At 71.5% G+C, this 16076-nt stretch carries 10 protein-coding genes; 4 read left to right on the forward strand and 6 right to left on the reverse strand.

Features of this window, described 5'->3' with window-relative positions; all coding sequences use genetic code 11:
• Positions 1-229 precede the first annotated feature (229 nt).
• On the reverse strand, positions 230-580 hold the full coding sequence (locus tag ACFY9S_RS00090; RefSeq protein WP_391120624.1) for an Rv3235 family protein: 351 nt from the start codon (positions 578-580) through the stop codon (positions 230-232).
• 832 nt (positions 581-1412) lie between these two features.
• Here ACFY9S_RS00090 and ACFY9S_RS00095 point away from each other — a divergent pair.
• From ACFY9S_RS00095 to ACFY9S_RS00105, 3 genes are all read left to right on the forward strand, one after another.
• Positions 1413-1928 (forward strand): DUF6912 family protein, encoded by a 516-nt coding sequence (locus tag ACFY9S_RS00095; RefSeq protein WP_391120627.1) that lies wholly within the window; start codon positions 1413-1415, stop codon positions 1926-1928.
• Between the two features lie 81 nt (positions 1929-2009).
• Positions 2010-2675 carry an HAD hydrolase-like protein gene (locus ACFY9S_RS00100; RefSeq protein WP_391120631.1) on the forward strand — a complete coding sequence of 222 codons (666 nt, stop codon included), beginning with the start codon at positions 2010-2012 and terminating at the stop codon, positions 2673-2675.
• Positions 2676-3133: 458 nt separating this feature from the next.
• The gene (locus ACFY9S_RS00105; RefSeq protein WP_391120634.1) at positions 3134-8083 is read left to right on the forward strand and encodes an NAD-glutamate dehydrogenase domain-containing protein; all 4950 of its coding nucleotides are present in this window, start codon (positions 3134-3136) and stop codon (positions 8081-8083) included.
• A gap of 388 nt (positions 8084-8471) precedes the next feature.
• Here the strand turns inward: ACFY9S_RS00105 and ACFY9S_RS00110 are convergent, their stop codons facing one another.
• The 4 genes from ACFY9S_RS00110 to ACFY9S_RS00125 form a co-directional block, all read right to left on the reverse strand.
• Complete coding sequence (locus ACFY9S_RS00110; protein ID WP_391120637.1) at positions 8472-10118, reverse strand: glycosyltransferase; 1647 nt, start codon at positions 10116-10118, stop codon at positions 8472-8474.
• The gene (locus ACFY9S_RS00115) at positions 10115-12310 is read right to left on the reverse strand and encodes a CDP-glycerol glycerophosphotransferase family protein (protein ID WP_391120640.1); all 2196 of its coding nucleotides are present in this window, start codon (positions 12308-12310) and stop codon (positions 10115-10117) included. Before ACFY9S_RS00115 ends, ACFY9S_RS00110 begins: the two co-directional genes overlap by 4 nt.
• 78 nt (positions 12311-12388) lie before the next feature.
• Positions 12389-13228: an ATP-binding cassette domain-containing protein gene (locus tag ACFY9S_RS00120; protein WP_391120643.1), complete on the reverse strand. Its 840-nt coding sequence runs from the start codon at positions 13226-13228 to the stop codon at positions 12389-12391.
• The gene (locus ACFY9S_RS00125) at positions 13221-14138 is read right to left on the reverse strand and encodes an ABC transporter permease (protein ID WP_391120646.1); all 918 of its coding nucleotides are present in this window, start codon (positions 14136-14138) and stop codon (positions 13221-13223) included. The genes ACFY9S_RS00120 and ACFY9S_RS00125 overlap by 8 nt, the downstream gene beginning before the upstream one ends.
• Before the next feature lie 179 nt (positions 14139-14317).
• Between ACFY9S_RS00125 and ACFY9S_RS00130 the strand changes: the two genes are divergently transcribed.
• Positions 14318-14944 (forward strand): TetR/AcrR family transcriptional regulator C-terminal ligand-binding domain-containing protein, encoded by a 627-nt coding sequence (locus ACFY9S_RS00130; RefSeq protein ID WP_391120649.1) that lies wholly within the window; start codon positions 14318-14320, stop codon positions 14942-14944.
• Between the two features lie 109 nt (positions 14945-15053).
• Here the strand turns inward: ACFY9S_RS00130 and galE are convergent, their stop codons facing one another.
• A complete protein-coding gene (gene galE / locus ACFY9S_RS00135; RefSeq protein ID WP_391120652.1) occupies positions 15054-16034 on the reverse strand; it encodes a UDP-glucose 4-epimerase GalE in 981 nt (326 codons plus the stop codon).
• Between the last annotated feature and the right edge of the window lie 42 nt (positions 16035-16076).

Below are 16076 nucleotides of genomic sequence, written 5' to 3' on the forward strand. Positions count from 1 at the left end.
GGTGTCCGGCCCTTCGGCTTCGACGGTCCCTGTCGACCGGGGCGCCGCACGAGTGGCGGTCGCCGAGGGGCCGTGGTGGGTTGAGGGGCCGGACATCCGAGGGTGTCCGGCCCTTCGGCTTCGACGGTCCCTGTCGACCGGGGCGCCGCACGAGTGGCGGTCGCCGAGGGGCCGTGGTGGGTTGAGGGGCCGGACATCTGAAGGTGTCCGGCCCTTCGGCTTGACGGCCTCAGTCGGCTTCCGGGCGAGGCGGGCGGGGGCCGCCGAGTTCGACCGCCGTGCAGCGCCACCGGCGGTCCTGCCCGAGTTCCAGGCGGAAGGCCAGGGCGCGCAGCCGGTCGCCGGCACCGACACGGGCGAAGGCCTCGATGGCGCCCGGGCGGGGTTCGAACCAGCCGATGTCGCGGACGACGGGACGGGCACCGCGCGTGCGCAGAGGGCCGCGTTCAGCCAGCCAGGCCAGCTCGTCGTAGGCGCGGCCGCGGGTGTGGCGGAGCATCGAGTGCACGGGGCGGTGGCCGCTCAGCACGGCGACGAGGAGATCGGCGAACAGGTCGGTGGGGAGGGGCTGGGGAATCACCTCGGGGCGGGAACCCCGGGCCGGGACGCGGGGGGCCGTTTCGGTCCCGGCGGGGGCCGAAGCGGTGGCGTCCGTGTGCGCCGGCGTGGTGGCTGTTCCCGTGGTCCTGCGGGGTGCTGTGCGGGTCGCGGACGGGGTCGGTGGGCGCGTGTCCGACGGGCGGGTGCGGGAGGCCCTGGCACGGGTGGAGGCCGGTGGACGGCCGCCCGCTGCCGTAGGCCGTGCCCGGCCGCTCCCGGGAGAACGCGGAGGCGCTGCGCCGGCGGGCGTGCGTGGGGCTGGGCCGCCCGGGGTGCGAGGTGCGGTGGCGGCAGGTGTGCGTGGGGCTGGGCCGCCCGGGGTGCGGAGTGCGGTGTCGCCGGGTGTACGCGGCCCCGTGCCGCCGGGAACGCCGAGCGTCGTGCTCGCCGGCGGGACGGGCGCCGTCGCCGGGGTCGGGGTGTCGGCGGCGGGTCGGTTCCGGGTGGGGCGGTGCTGGGTCCTGGTCATGACCTTGTACATGGGGGTCCCCGTTTCGTGGGCCCGGTGGGTACCGGAGAGTAACTTCGGGTGGTGATCTTGTACGGGTCCCAGGGGGGCGGCGGCAAGGAAGCGCGATGCGGGTCGCGGGCGCCGGAATGTTCACCTATCCGGGTGATGTCAGAGGCGCGGAGCCCGTGAGCACGGGGGCGTGCCGGGTGAATTCCGGGCCCGGGGTGGACGCATCGGGCGTCATGGGGCGGGACTCGAAAGGGGACGCCCCGCACGTATCCTGAAGGCCTTCCGGAGTCTTCCGGAGCCCTGCGGAGCGCCCGACCACGATCCCGACCACGACCATGAAAGCGGTCAGCCCATGCGTGTCTACGTCCCCCTGACCCTCCCCGGTCTCGCCGAGGCGTACAAGACGGGCGAGCTGGGAGCCGGGCCGTTCGTCGCCTGTGCCGTGACGCCCGGGCTGCGCGAGTGGTACGGCTCCGACGACACCGAGGAACTGGAGTACGCGGCGCTCGGCCGGGCCGCGCTCGCCTCGCTGCGCCTGCTGGCGGCCGAGCCCGAGGCGCCGCGGCGCCGGGTCGTGATCGCCGTCGATGTGGCCGACCGGTCCGTGAGCGCGGATCCCGGCCGGGGGCTCGATCCGGCGGCGCCGGGCGAGGTGCGGGTCGCGGGCGCGGTGCCGTTGGGCAAGGCGGCGTCGGTGCATGTCGACGCGGCGGACGCCCAGGCCGATGTGGCGGCGGCCGCCGAGGCGCTGCCGGCGGCGGACGGCGGGGACGACGACGCGCAGTCCGTCGTGGACGGGGCGGAGGACCACGAGCTGCTGTGGTTCGCCACGCAGGAGATCGCGAACCTGGTCGGGCGCCGGGACTGAACCGGTCCCGGGGGACCGGTCGGGGGGCGCGTTGAGGCGCCGCCCTCTTGATTGTCAGTGGGGGCGGGTACGTTTTCAGGCATGGGGATGAAGACGGGCGCGCACATTGTCTGGGACTGGAACGGGACGCTGTTCCACGACATCGACGCGATCATCGGCGCGACGAACGCGGCCTTCGCCGAGCTGGGGCTGGAGCCGCTGACGCTGGAGAAGTACCGGGAGCTGTACTGCGTGCCGGTGCCGAAGTTCTATGAGCGGCTGATGGGGCGGCTGCCGACCGAGGCCGAATGGGAGGCGATGGACGACGTCTTCCACCGGTACTACACCGAGCACCGCACGGCGTGCGGGCTGACGGTGGGGGCCGTGGAGCTGCTGGACGGGTGGCGTTCGTCGGGCCGCAGCCAATCCATCCTGAGCATGTATGTGCACGAGGAGCTCGTTCCCCTGGTGCGGGGGTTCGGCATCGAGCCGCACTTCATACGGGTGGACGGGCGGACCGGGCCGTCGGGGGGCAGCAAGGCCGAGCACATGGTGCGGCACCTGGCGTCGCTGAGCGGGGTGGCCCCGGAGCGCACCGTGGTGATCGGGGACGCGGCGGACGACGCCGTGGCCGCTCTGCATGTAGGGGCCCGGGCCGTGCTGTACACCGGCGGGTCGCACAGCCGGGTGAGCCTGGAAGCGGTCGGCGTTCCTGTCGTGGACACGCTGGAAGAAGCGGTCGAAGAGGCGGAGCGGCTCGCGGCCTGACCCGCCTCCCAGACCGGAATGCGTAGCGGCACTGTGCAGAACGTCAAACTTCCAGGGCTGGTTTTGTACACATACGGCTCATGACGGAGCCCCTGTGAGGAGCGATAGCCTTGGTGGCGTGATCAGCGCGATAGTTCGCGGGGACGTCGTCGTCCCTGCCCTGCGCCCGGAGAGCACGGACGACATCCGTGACCGGGCGGCAGTCGCTGGTCCTCGCGGGCGGGACGTGCCATCCAGGACTCCCGGGACGCCGAACATCACCAGGACCCGGGCGTCGCAGAGAGCAGAGTCACACCGGTGGCGCAGCTCAAGATTGGCTCAGACACCCCCGCTCATCTCACCTTGCGGCATAGCGTCGGAACAGACCGGATACCCCGTGTCACGACGTGAGGTCGTAAGCGCAGAGGCCGTACTTCCTTCTACGTCACGCAACGGCGCGCGACAGGAGCCAGAGGACAATGCAGACCAAGCTGGACGAAGCCAAGGCCGAGTTGCTCGAGAGGGCTGCCCGGGTAGCTGAGAACAGCCCGGTCGGGGGGCACCTACCGACCGGGTCGACGGGCGAGGAGACCCCAGACGCCCAGAAGGCCCCGGACCGCGAGACCCTCCTCACGTTCCTCCAGCGTTACTACCTGCACACGGCCCCGGAGGACCTCACCGACCGCGACCCGGTCGACGTCTTCGGAGCTGCCGTATCGCACTACAGGCTGGCCGAGAACCGCCCCCAGGGCACGGCGAACGTGCGGGTGCACACCCCCACGGTGGAAGAGAACGGGTGGACCTGCAGCCACTCCGTGGTCGAGGTCGTCACCGACGACATGCCCTTCCTCGTCGACTCCGTCACCAATGAGCTGACGCGCCAGGGGCGTGGAATCCATGTCGTCATCCACCCCCAGTTCGTCGTGCGGCGTGATGTCACCGGCAAGCTCATCGAGGTCCTGTCGACCCCGGCCACCGGCGACCTTCCGCACGACGCGCACGTCGAGTCCTGGATCCATGTCGAGACCGACCGCGAGACCGACCGGGCCGACCTGAAGCAGATCACCGCCGACCTGCTGCGCGTCCTGTCCGACGCCCGCGAGGCCGTCGAGGACTGGGGCAAGATGCGGGAGGCGGCCATCCGGCTGGCGGAGGGGCTGCCGGACGAGCCCATCCCCGGCGACCTGCCCGGACCTCAGGTCGAGGAGGCCCGCGAGCTGCTGCGCTGGCTCGCCGACGACCACTTCACCTTCCTCGGCTACCGCGAGTACCAGCTGCGCGACGACGACTCGCTGGCCGCCGTGCCCGGCACCGGGCTCGGCATACTGCGCGCGGACCCGCACCACGCGGCCGAGGAGAGCCACCCGGTCAGCCCCTCGTTCGAGCGACTGCCCGCCGACGCCCGGGCCAAGGCGCGCGAGCACAAGCTGCTCGTACTGACCAAGGCCAACAGCCGGGCGACCGTGCACCGGCCGTCGTACCTCGACTACATCGGCGTCAAGAAGTTCGACGCGGACGGCAACGTCGTCGGCGAGCGGCGCTTCCTCGGGCTGTTCTCCTCCGCCGCCTACACCGAGTCCGTGCGCCGGGTCCCGGTCATCCGGCGCAAGGTCGAAGAGGTCCTGCAGCGCGCCGGGTTCTCGCCCAACAGCCACGACGGCCGCGACCTGACACAGATCCTGGAGACGTACCCGCGCGACGAGCTGTTCCAGACCCCGGTCGACGAGCTGCGGGCCATCGTCACCTCCGTCCTCTACCTCCAGGAGCGCAGGCGCCTCAGGCTGTACCTGCGCCAGGACGAGTACGGGCGCTACTACTCCGCCCTCGTCTACCTCCCGCGCGACCGCTACACCACGGCCGTGCGCCTGAGGATCATCGAGATCCTCAAGGAAGAGCTCGGCGGCATCAGCGTCGACTTCACGGCCTGGAACACCGAGTCGATCCTGTCCCGGCTGCACTTCGTGGTGCGGGTCCCGCAGGGCACCGAGCTGCCGGAGCTGTCCGACTCCGACAAGGAGCGCATCGAGGCCCGCCTGGTGGAGGCCGCCCGCTCCTGGGAGGACGCCTTCGCCGAGGCGCTCAACGCCGAGCTCGGCGAGGAGCACGCGGCGGAAGCGATGCGCCGCTACGCGCACGCCTTCCCCGAGGGCTACAAGGCCGACCACAACCCGCGTGCCGCGGTCGCCGACCTCGTCCACCTCGAGCAGCTGAACGCCGAGGCGGACAAGGACTTCTCGCTCAGCCTCTACGAGCCGGTGGGCGCCGCCCCCGAGGAGCGCCGCTTCAAGATCTACCGCACGGGCGACGCGATCTCCCTCTCGGCCGTCCTGCCGGTCCTCAACCGGCTCGGCGTCGAGGTCGTCGACGAGCGGCCCTACGAGCTGCGCTGCTCGGACCGCAGCGCGGTCTGGATCTACGACTTCGGTCTGCGCATGCCCCGCCCGAGCGGCGGGGACCACTTCGGCGACGACGCCCGCGAGCGCTTCCAGGACGCCTTCGCCGCCACCTGGACCGGCAAGGCGGAGAACGACGGCTTCAACGCCCTCGTGCTGAGCGCCGGGCTGACCTGGCGGCAGGCGACGGTGCTGCGGGCGTACGCCAAGTACCTGCGCCAGGCGGCGTCGACGTTCAGCCAGGACTACATGGAGGACACCCTCCGCAACAACGTCCACACCACCCGGCTGCTCGTCTCCCTGTTCGAGGCGCGGATGTCGCCGGACCGGCAGCGCGCGGGGCACGAGATCGTGGACGCGCTGCTGGAGGAGGTCGACGCGGCCCTCGACCAGGTGGCCTCGCTCGACGAGGACCGGATCCTCAGGTCCTTCCTGACCGTCATCAAGGCGACGCTGCGGACGAACTTCTTCCAGGAGGCCGCCGGCGGCAAGCCGCACGACTACGTCTCCATGAAGTTCGACCCGCAGGCCATCCCCGACCTGCCGGCACCGCGCCCGGCGTTCGAGATCTGGGTGTACTCGCCGCGCGTCGAGGGCGTGCACCTGCGCTTCGGCAAGGTCGCACGCGGTGGTCTGCGCTGGTCGGACCGGCGTGAGGACTTCCGCACCGAGATCCTCGGCCTGGTCAAGGCGCAGATGGTGAAGAACACCGTCATCGTGCCGGTCGGCGCCAAGGGCGGGTTCGTCGCCAAGCAGCTGCCGGACCCGTCCGTGGACCGGGACGCATGGCTGGCCGAGGGCGTCGCCAGCTACAAGACGTTCATCTCGGCGCTGCTCGACATCACCGACAACATGGTCGCGGGCGAGGTCGTGCCCCCGGCGGACGTCGTCCGCCACGACGAGGACGACACCTACCTCGTCGTCGCCGCCGACAAGGGCACGGCGACCTTCTCCGACATCGCCAACGGGGTCGCCGAGCAGTACAACTTCTGGCTCGGAGACGCCTTCGCCTCCGGCGGCTCCGCCGGCTACGACCACAAGGGCATGGGCATCACCGCCCGCGGCGCCTGGGAGTCCGTCAAGCGGCACTTCCGCGACATGGGTGTGGACAGCCAGAGCGAGGACTTCACGGTCGTCGGCATCGGCGACATGTCCGGTGACGTGTTCGGCAACGGCATGCTGCTCTCCGAGCACATCCGCCTGGTCGCCGCCTTCGACCACCGGCACATCTTCATCGACCCCAACCCGGACGCGGCCACCTCCTACGCCGAGCGACGCCGCCTGTTCGAGCTGCCCCGCTCCAGCTGGGAGGAGTACGACAAGGGGCTGCTGTCGGCCGGCGGCGGCATCTTCCCGCGCACGGCCAAGGCGATCCCGGTCAACGCGCACATCCGCGAGGCCCTCGGCATCGAGGCCAAGGTCGCCAAGCTGACCCCCGCCGACCTGATGAAGGCGATTCTGCACGCGCCGGTGGACCTGCTGTGGAACGGCGGCATCGGCACGTACGTCAAGTCCTCGGCCGAGTCCAACGCGGACGTCGGCGACAAGGCCAACGACGCCATCCGCGTCGACGGCAAGGACCTGCGCGTCAAGGTCGTCGGCGAGGGCGGCAACCTCGGCCTGACGCAGCTCGGCCGGATCGAGTTCGCGCTGCACGGCGGCCGGATCAACACCGACGCCATCGACAACAGCGCGGGCGTGGACACCTCCGACCACGAGGTGAACATCAAGATCCTGCTCAACGGCCTGGTGACGGACGGCGACATGACCGTCAAGCAGCGCAACAAGCTGCTCGCCGAGATGACCGACGAGGTCGGCCGCCTGGTGCTGCGCAACAACTACGCGCAGAACACGGCGATCGGCAACGCCCTCGCCCAGTCCAGCGCCATGCTCCACGCCCAGCAGCGCTTCATGAAGCACCTGGTCAGGGAGGGTCACCTCGACCGGGCGCTGGAGTTCCTGCCCACCGACCGGCAGATCCGCGAGCGCCTCGCCCAGGGCCAGGGCCTGACCGGCCCGGAGACGGCCGTACTGCTGGCGTACACGAAGATCACGGTCGCCGAGGAGCTGCTGCACACCTCCCTGCCGGACGACCCGTACCTGAAGGGTCTGCTGCACGCGTACTTCCCGACCGAGCTGCGCGAGCAGTTCCCCGAGCGGCTCGACGGCCACCCGCTGCGCCGCGAGATCACCACGACCGTCCTGGTCAACGACACGGTCAACACGGGCGGTACGACGTATCTGCACCGGCTGCGCGAGGAGACCGGCGCGTCGCTGGAGGAGATCGTGCGGGCGCAGACCGCGGCCCGGGCGATCTTCCGCCAGTCCCCGGTGTGGGACGGGGTCGAGGCGCTCGACAACACGGTCGAGGCCGAGGTCCAGACCCGCATCCGGCTGCATGCGCGCCGCCTGGTGGAGCGCGGCACGCGCTGGCTGCTCAACAACCGGCCGCAGCCGCTGGAGCTCGCCGGGACGGTGGAATTCTTCGCCGACGGGGTCGAGCAGGTCTGGGGACAGCTGCCGAAGCTCCTGCGCGGCGCCGACCTGGAGTGGTACCAGAAGATCCACGACGAGCTGACCGGCGCCGGTGTCCCGGACGAACTCGCCACGCGTGTGGCGGGCTTCTCCTCGGCCTTCCCGACGCTCGACATCGTCTCGATCGCCGACCGCATGGGCCGGGAGCCGCTGGACGTCGCCGAGGTGTACTACGACCTCGCCGACCGGCTGCGCATCACCCAGCTCATGGACCGCATCATCGAGCTGCCCCGCGCCGACCGCTGGCAGTCCATGGCCCGCGCGGCGATCCGCGAGGACCTGTACGCGGCGCACGCGGCGCTGACCGCCGACGTCCTGGCGGTGGGCGACGGCGGAGCGACGCCCGAGCAGCGGTTCAAGGCGTGGGAGCAGAAGAACGCGGCGATCCTCGGCCGGGCCCGCACCACGCTGGAGGACATCCAGAGCTCCGACGCGTTCGACCTCGCCAACCTGTCGGTGGCGATGCGCACGATGAGGACGCTGCTGCGCACGCACTCATAGCGCGTACGGCGTGACGGGCGCCCCGGGCCGGATCGGCCCGGGGCGCCCGTGCTCGGGGATGCGCGCGCCTGGATGCGAGGTGGGGTGACTCGCACCCGGCGTTGTTGCTCAGGCCGGGTGGGTCCGCAGCCCGGCGGAGCGGGGTGCCGCTGCGGCCACCCGTGCCGCCCTGGGGGTACCTCCCAGGCCCTTAAGGCACTGGGGGAGGCACGATTGCCCGCAGCCGCAAAGGCCGCGGTGCGCGGCTGGGCGGGCCGCGGTGCGCAGCCGCAAGGGCTAAGGCGGGCGGCTGCACGGATCACGGCCCGCAGCTGCACGGGCCGCGGTGCGCGGCTTCACGGGCTACGGCGGGCGGCTGCACGGGCCGCGGTGCGCAGTCCGGTGGGTTCTAGTTCAGGGCGCTCGCCACCAGGCGTGCCGCTCTCTTCACTCTCGGGCGGGCCATCCTGCGTACCGTCGGGCGGATCAGCTTCGCCGTCACTCCCACCGGTTCCCAGCGGACCTGGAGGCGGCCCGGTCCGTGGCCCTCCGGTTCGACCGTCAGGTGGTGGGACGGGACGCGTGTCGTCAGCGTCGGGAAGGTCAGGGGCGCCAGCAGCAGGCCCGTGTGGGACAGGCCCTGGTGCTGGAGGCGGAGCAACGGGTGGCGGATTCCCGCGAAGCCATGGAGGGGGAGCCGGGCCGTCCCGAGGTCGAGGTGGGCGTGGCCCTCGAAGATGCCGGGGCGGACGGGGGAGAGGCGGAAGTGGACGTGGAGCCGGTGGCCGCCCGGGGCGATGAGGAGCGTCGCGCGCCGGGGGCCGACGGGGAGGCGCAGCCCCGGGTCGTACGTGCGGATCACCAGGTCGATCGAAGCGCCCGGCCCTCGGGTGATCTCCTTGATCTCGTGGCGGAACTGGGCGCTCGGGAAGGGGCGCGTCTCCAGCTCCAGGTCGGAGATGTCCAGTTCGCGGCGGGACCACTCCGACTCGGGGATCCTGTCCCCCCAGTAGGTGCGGCCCTCCGCGTCGGCCGCCACTCGCCTCGGCGCCACCCCGTGCCCCAGGCCCCGGGCCGCCAGCCGGGCCTCCGGCAGGCGCCGGTCGCGGATCAGCTGGATGACGACGCGTTCGGCGCGTGGGAGCCGGGCGAACGCACCCGGCGTGAGCGTGTCCAGGTAGGGGGCGACGAGGTCCGCGAAGGACGTCAGCCAGGCGTCGTCCCGGTAGGGCAGGTCACCGGCGTACATCCGGAAGTCGTGCTTGAGGAACTTGTGGTCCTTGTCCTCGCGCAGCGACTCGTGCCCGCTCTCGGCCAGGAACGCGTCGATGAGGTGCTGGACGTGGACCCGGTCCCGGACGTTGGCGAGCTTGTGCCGCTGGTTGGATATCGAGGCGGCCTCGGACGCCGCGAAGGGCGCCACGTACCAGCGGTAGACCGGTTCCGGGATGATCGTGAAGCTCTTGGCCAGGCAGTACGCCTGCGCCGAGAACAGCTGGTCCTCGTAGTGGATGCCCTCGGGGAAGCGCAGCTCGTGCCGGTCGAGGAAGGCGCGGGCGTACATCTTGCTGGTGGCCAGGTGCTCGAAGAGCAGGCGCGGGTCGGCCTGGATGCCGTCGAGGGTGCGGCGCTCGGCGACCAGGTGCGGCATCCACGTCGAGCGGCGGCCGTTGTCCACCCTGACCCGCTGCACCGCGCCCATCGCGAAGTCGATCTCACGCTCGCGGTGTGCGGCGAGCAGCAGTTCGACGGCGTTGTCGGGGAGTTCGTCGTCGCTGTCGAGGAACATCAGGAACGGCGCTCGCGCGATCCGCAGGGCGCGGTTGCGCGGGGCGCTGCAGCCGCCGCTGTTCCGCTCCAGGCGGAGGTGCCGGATACGGGGGTCCTCGGCCGCGAGCCGCTGTGCCACCGCGGGGGTCGCGTCGGTGGAGTGGTCGTCGCTGATGATGATGTCGAGGTTCGCGTGGGTCTGACGGCGGACCGACTCGACGGCGCGGGGGAGCCGCTCGGCGTCGTTGTGGACGATGACCGTCACGGTGACGTCGGGGGTGCTCATGCGGTCGCCTCCTGTGGGGTCGGGGCCGGCGTGCGTTCCTCGATCGGCAGCACGGGCGGCAGATCCCGGTCGTCCTGGCCGAGGAAGACCCGCCGGACGACGCGTTCGGCGGCGCGCCCGTCGTCGTACTCGCAGAACCGGCGCCGGAAGACGGCCCTGGTCTTCGCCGCGCTCTCGTCGCGCCAGGCATCGGTGGTGAGGATCTCCGTCAGCTCCTGCTGGGTGCGGGCGACCGGACCCGGGGCGTCCGCCATCAGGTCGAAGCAGACGCCCCGGGTGGTGCGGTACGTCTCCCAGTCGTCGGCGTAGATCACGATCGGCCGGTCGAGGTTGGCGTAGTCGAACATGATCGAGGAGTAGTCCGTGACCAGGGCGTCCGCGGCCAGGCACAGCTCCTCGACGGGGTCGTAGGAGGAGACGTCGATGATCCGGCCCGTGCGGCGCAGGCCGGTGAGCGGGGAGGCGGTGCCGCCGTAGAAGTAGTGGCCGCGCACGAGCAGGACCGTGTCCTCGCCCAGGCGGTCGGCGAGGGTGGCGAGGTCCAGGCGCGGGGTCCAGCCGGCCTCGTAGTCGCGGTGGGTGGGCGCGTAGAGGACGGCACGGCGGCCCGGGGCGATGCCGAGGCGGTCGCGGACGGTGCGGATGTCGTCGGCGCCGGCCGTGTAGTAGACGTCGTTACGCGGATAGCCGTGGTCCAGGGAGACGTAGCGCGACGGGTAGGCACGCTCCCACATACGGGTGGTGTGGCTGTTGGCCGAGACGCTGAAGTCCCACTTGTCGACGCGTGCCAGCAGCGCCTTGAAGTCCAGGCCCTGCGCGGCGGCCGGGAACGCCATCTGGTCGATGCCCATGCGCTTCAGGGGCGTGCCGTGGTGGGTCTGGACATGGATCGCGTCCGGGCGTTTGACCACGGCGTTCTCGAAGTTGACGTTGTTGACGAGGTACTTGGCGGTCGCCAGCACCTCCCAGTAGCGGCGGCTTCCGGGCACGACGTGGTCGGTGCCGGTGGGCAGCAGGGCCGCGTTCTCCTCGGTGACCACCCACACCGCGTGGATCTGCGGGGCCAGTTCGGCGAGCTTGGCGGCGATCGCGGCGGGGTTGCAGGCGACGCCGCGGTTCCAGTACGCCGCGAACACCGCGAGGTGCGGATTCACGGGACGGCCGAGCGCCCTGCGGTACTGGCGGTCGCGGAGCCTGGCCCTCACCTGGCGCCTGCGGGTCCGCACGGCCGATCTGGCGGAGCGGCGGGTGCGGTTGACGGCCTGGAAGGCCCGGTACTTCGCGTAGGCGCCCTCCTCCAGCAGGGAGCGGCGGACGCCTTCGAGTCCGGCCGGGCGGCGGTGGCCCTCGGGGCGGCGGCGCAGGGCGGCCAGGGACGCCCGGCGGAAGAACTCCCGCGCGACCTCCTCCTCCATGCCGCCGCGCGCGAAGGTGCGCAGGCAGTCGCGGACCATGAGGTCGTAGAGCACGGTGTGGGCGCCGCGCCGGTCGCGGGTGAGGTCGAGGAGGGACTCGTAGCGCTCGACGAGGCCGTAGCGCTGCTCCGGGGTGACCGGGGGCAGGCTCGCGGGGCGTAGCCGGCGGTCCTCGTAGGCGATGTGCGGCAGGCAGGCGACCCGGTCGGCGAGCAGCAGGGCGGCCAGGGCGGCGTACGGCTCGTCGTCGGTGGTGAGTCGCTGTTCGTGCGCCCTCCAGAAGTCCGCACGCAGGACGCGGGTGCCGAGCAGCGGGGTCAGCCGCAGCAGGGGCGAACAGTCGTCGAGGGGGACGTCGGCGCGGCCCGCCCGGGCGAGGAGCGGGCCGTCCGGTGAGGGCAGGCCGGTGGCGTGCCAGGTGCTGCGGACGTGGTCCAGAAGCAGGACGTCGACCTCGCCGGGGAGCTCGGCCACCCGCTCGGCGACCATGCGCGGGGTGCCGGCGGGGAGGCCGTCCTTGGCGTGGACGAAGTGCAGCCAGCGGCCGGAGGCCCGGGCCGCGCCCGCCGCCCGGGCCGCCGCGTCCCCCGTGCCGTCCGGCAGCGGCACGACCTGGACTTCCGGGGTGTGCCGCTCGGCGGTCTCCCGGGCCCAGTCGCCGACCGCGGCCACGATCACCTCGGCGTCCGGGAGGGGGTGGGCGGCGAGGGAGTCGAGGAGTTCCGTCAGATGGTCCTGAACGTTCGGCCCGTGGACGACGACGCTGAGCTCGGCCATCACGGGGTCCCCTCTCGCGGCTGCACGGTATGCGGTCATGCTGCCATCAATGAGACAAAAGGGCCGACCGGGTGAGCCTCACGAGGGAACGGCGGTCTTCGCTTTCGGCTTGTCCGCCTTCGGCTTGTCCGCCTTGTCTCCGGTGAACGCCTCGTACTCCTTGAGGACGTCCTCCGTCGGCCCGTCCATGCGCAGCTCGCCGCGCTCCAGCCACAGCACCCGGTCGCAGGTGTCGCGGATCGACTTGTTGTTGTGGCTGACCAGGAACACCGTGCCCGCGTGCTTGCGCAGCTCGCGGATGCGCTGCTCCGAGCGCTTCTGGAAGGAACGGTCGCCGGTGGCCAGGGCCTCGTCGATGAGCAGTACGTCGTGGTCCTTGGCGGCGGCGATGGAGAACCGCAGCCGCGCGGCCATGCCGGAGGAGTACGTCCGCATCGGCAGCGTGATGAAGTCGCCCTTCTCGTTGATGCCGGAGAAGTCGACGATCTCCTCGTAGCGTTCCCTGATCTGCTCGCGGGACATGCCCATCGCCAGGCCGCCGAGGTGCACGTTGCGTTCGCCGGTCAGGTCGTTCATCAGGGCCGCGTTGACGCCGAGCAGGGAGGGCTGGCCATGGGTGTAGATGCGGCCGTTCTCCACGGGGAGGAGTCCGGCGACGGCCTTCAGCAGGGTCGACTTGCCGGAGCCGTTGGTGCCGATCAGGCCGATCGCCTCGCCCTTGTACGCGACGAAGGACACGTTCCGCACGGCGTGCACCCGGCGCACGCCCGAGACCTTCTCGGTCTGCTTGCGGCGCACGATGCGGTTGAGGGCGGCGGTCGCGGAGCCGCGTCCGGCGCCGGTGCCGTTGACGCGGTAGACGATGTCGACGCCGTCGGCGACGACGGTGGGGACCTTGTTGTTGGTGTTGTCAGCCACGGCCGTACGTCTCCTCAGCCTTCCAGAAGTAGATGAAGCCGCCGACACCGGCGATCAGCGCCCATCCGACGGCGAGCGCCCACACGTGGGCCGGGAGCTGGCTCGCCTGGAAGCTGTCGATCAGGGCGAAGCGCATCAGGTCGATGTAGATCGCAGCCGGGTTGGTCTCCAGCAGGATCGTCACAGCGCGCGGCAGGCTGTCCTTGTCCGCCAGCTTGTCGATGCTCCACATGACGCCCGAGACATACATCCAGGTGCGCAGCACGAACGGCATGAGCTGGGCGATGTCGGGGGTCTTGGCGCCCATCCGGGCCATGACCATGGAGACGCCAGCGTTGAACGTGAACTGCAGGAACAGTGCCGGCAGCGCCAGCAGCCAGGACGCGCCGACGGGCACGCCGAAGCAGAGCAGGATGACGACCAGGGCGCCCATCGAGAACATCAGCTGCTGGAGCTGCTGGAGGCAGAAGGAGATCGGCAGGGCGGCGCGCGGGAAGTGCAGGGCGCGCACCAGGCCGAGGTTGCCGGAGATGGCGCGGGTGCCCGCCATGATCGAGCTCTGCGTGAACGTCCAGATGAACACGCCCGTGACCAGGAACGGGATGTAGTCGGGCACTCCGTGCTTGGTGCCGAGCAGTACGCCGAAGATGAAGTAGTAGACCGCCGCGTTCAGCAGCGGGGTCATCACCTGCCAGACCTGGCCGAGCTTCGCCTGGCTGTACTGGGCGGTGAGCTTGGCGGTGGCGAACGCGGTGATGAAGTGGCGGCGGGCCCACAGTTGCCGGACGTACTCGGGCAGGGCGGGCCGGGCGCCGCTGACCGAGAGGCCGTGGCGGGCGGCGAGGGCCGTGAGGTCGTCGGCCGGGGCCGGGGCCGGGGTCTGGGGCGGTGTGTGGAGGACCGTACTCACATCCGCTGCTTTCGCTCGGGGGGTGTGGGGCCTGGGGGGTGAAGAGCGAGGGGGAGCTGTCCTTACCGGACTCTTCACGACTTCTTACGTCGGGACGGGACCGTATCGTCGTAACGGGAGCGTACGTCGGGCAAGCGTCGGAACGCAACCGTTTCGTCGTCACGCCCTATGCTGTCGTCATGACGACGAAGCCCGACGAGCCCCAGCAGCCCCCGCGCCGCCGGGCCCCCGCGGGGGCGGCCGTACTGCGGGAGGACGTGACGCAAGCGATCCGGGCTGCCGTCTTCGAGGAACTCGCGGCCGTCGGCTACGCACGGATGTCCATCGAGGGGATCGCGCGCCAGGCGGGGGTCGGGAAGACGGCGGTGTACCGCCGCTGGCGGTCGAAACTGCACCTGGTCCTCGACATCGTCTCGGCGCTCGCCGTACAGGGCCTGCCCGCGCCGGACACCGGCTCCCTGGAGGGCGACCTGCGGCTCCTCTACGAGGTGACGTCCCGCGCCCTGCGCCACCCCGTCGCCTCGCAGGTCATCCCCGACCTCCAGGCCGAGGCGGCCCGCAACCCCGACATCGCCGAGGCCCTGCAGAAGGCCCTGCGCGAGGGCCAGGACGGCGTCGCCACCGGCATCGTGACGGCGGCGGAACGCCGCGGCGAACTCCGCGCGGGCATCGACCACGACCTCGCGCTCGACCTGATCTCCGGCCCGCTCTACTGGCGCTCGGTGGTCATCCGCAGCCCGAAGCTGCCGAAGGGGTATCTCGGCGCGCTGGCCCGCGCCACGTCGGAGGGGCTGAAGGCGTTGTAGACCGGCACGGGGCCGTCAAAGTCCGTGCCCCAAGCGGGCGCCGTCGGGTTTGAGCCCACGCGTTGAGCCCCGGCAGGCGCGCCGGGGCTCGTCCTGGTGCGTGGGCGGATCAGCCCCGTCCCGCCTCCGGATGCAGCCGCAGCCACCCCTCCCAGGCCGACGTGATCATGTCCTGCACGCCGAGCCGGGCCTTCCAGCCCAGTTCCGCGGCGGCGCGGTCGGCGGAGGCCACGACCCGGGCCGGGTCGCCCGGGCGGCGGGGGGTGACGGCCGGCGGGCGGTCGTACCCGGTGACGGCGTTGATGTGGTCGATCATCTCGCGGACGGAGACGCCTTCACCCCGGCCGATGTTGAGCGTGAGGTCGCGGCCGGGGGAGGAGCGCAGGGCCCGGGCCGCCGCGACATGGGCCTCGGCCAGGTCGACCACGTGGATGTAGTCGCGCACGCAGGTGCCGTCCGGGGTCGGGTAGTCGTCGCCGAAGACGCGCGGCGGCGCGTCCTCGGTGAGCTTCTCGAAGACCATCGGCACGAGGTTGAACACCCCGGTGTCCGCGAGTTCCGGGCCCGCGGCGCCCGCCACGTTGAAGTAGCGCAGGCACGCCGCCGACAGCCCGGTCGCCCGGCCGGTCGCGCGGACCAGCCACTCACCGGCCAGCTTGGTCTCGCCGTACGGCGACATGGGCAGGCACGGCGTCTCCTCCGTGACCAGGTCCACGTCCGGCATGCCGTACACCGCCGCCGACGAGGAGAAGACGAAGGACGGCACCTTCGCCGCCGTCACGGCATCCAGCAGGATCCGCAGACCCTCGACGTTCTCCCGGTAGTAGTGCAGCGGCCGTTCCACCGACTCGCCCACCTGCTTCTTCGCCGCGAGGTGGACGACGCCGGTGACCGCGTGGTCCTCGAGGGTGCGGGCGAGCCGCTCGGCGTCCAGGGTCGAGCCCACCACCAGCGGCACCCCGTAGGGCACCCGCTCGGCGATGCCGGTCGACAGGTCGTCGTACACCACCGCCTGCTCGCCCGCCGCGGTCATCGCCCGTACGACGTGCGCGCCGATGTAACCGGCGCCGCCGGTGATCAACCAGGTCATGTGCGGCCGTCCCCTCGTCAGTTGGCCCGTGGTGGTGGTGCG

Source organism: Streptomyces sp. NPDC012474 (assembly GCF_042955185.1).
GTDB classification, from domain to species: Bacteria; Actinomycetota; Actinomycetes; order Streptomycetales; family Streptomycetaceae; genus Streptomyces; species Streptomyces cahuitamycinicus.

Coding starts and splice junctions, on each gene's coding strand:
- ACFY9S_RS00130 (WP_391120649.1), top strand. CDS start 14,318: ATGACGACGAAGCCCGACGAGCCCCAGCAGCCCCCGCGCCGCCGGGCC.
- ACFY9S_RS00115 (WP_391120640.1), bottom strand. CDS start 12,310: ATGGCCGAGCTCAGCGTCGTCGTCCACGGGCCGAACGTTCAGGACCAT.
- ACFY9S_RS00100 (WP_391120631.1), top strand. CDS start 2,010: ATGGGGATGAAGACGGGCGCGCACATTGTCTGGGACTGGAACGGGACG.
- ACFY9S_RS00110 (WP_391120637.1), bottom strand. CDS start 10,118: ATGAGCACCCCCGACGTCACCGTGACGGTCATCGTCCACAACGACGCC.
- ACFY9S_RS00105 (WP_391120634.1), top strand. CDS start 3,134: ATGCAGACCAAGCTGGACGAAGCCAAGGCCGAGTTGCTCGAGAGGGCT.
- ACFY9S_RS00095 (WP_391120627.1), top strand. CDS start 1,413: ATGCGTGTCTACGTCCCCCTGACCCTCCCCGGTCTCGCCGAGGCGTAC.
- galE (WP_391120652.1), bottom strand. CDS start 16,034: ATGACCTGGTTGATCACCGGCGGCGCCGGTTACATCGGCGCGCACGTC.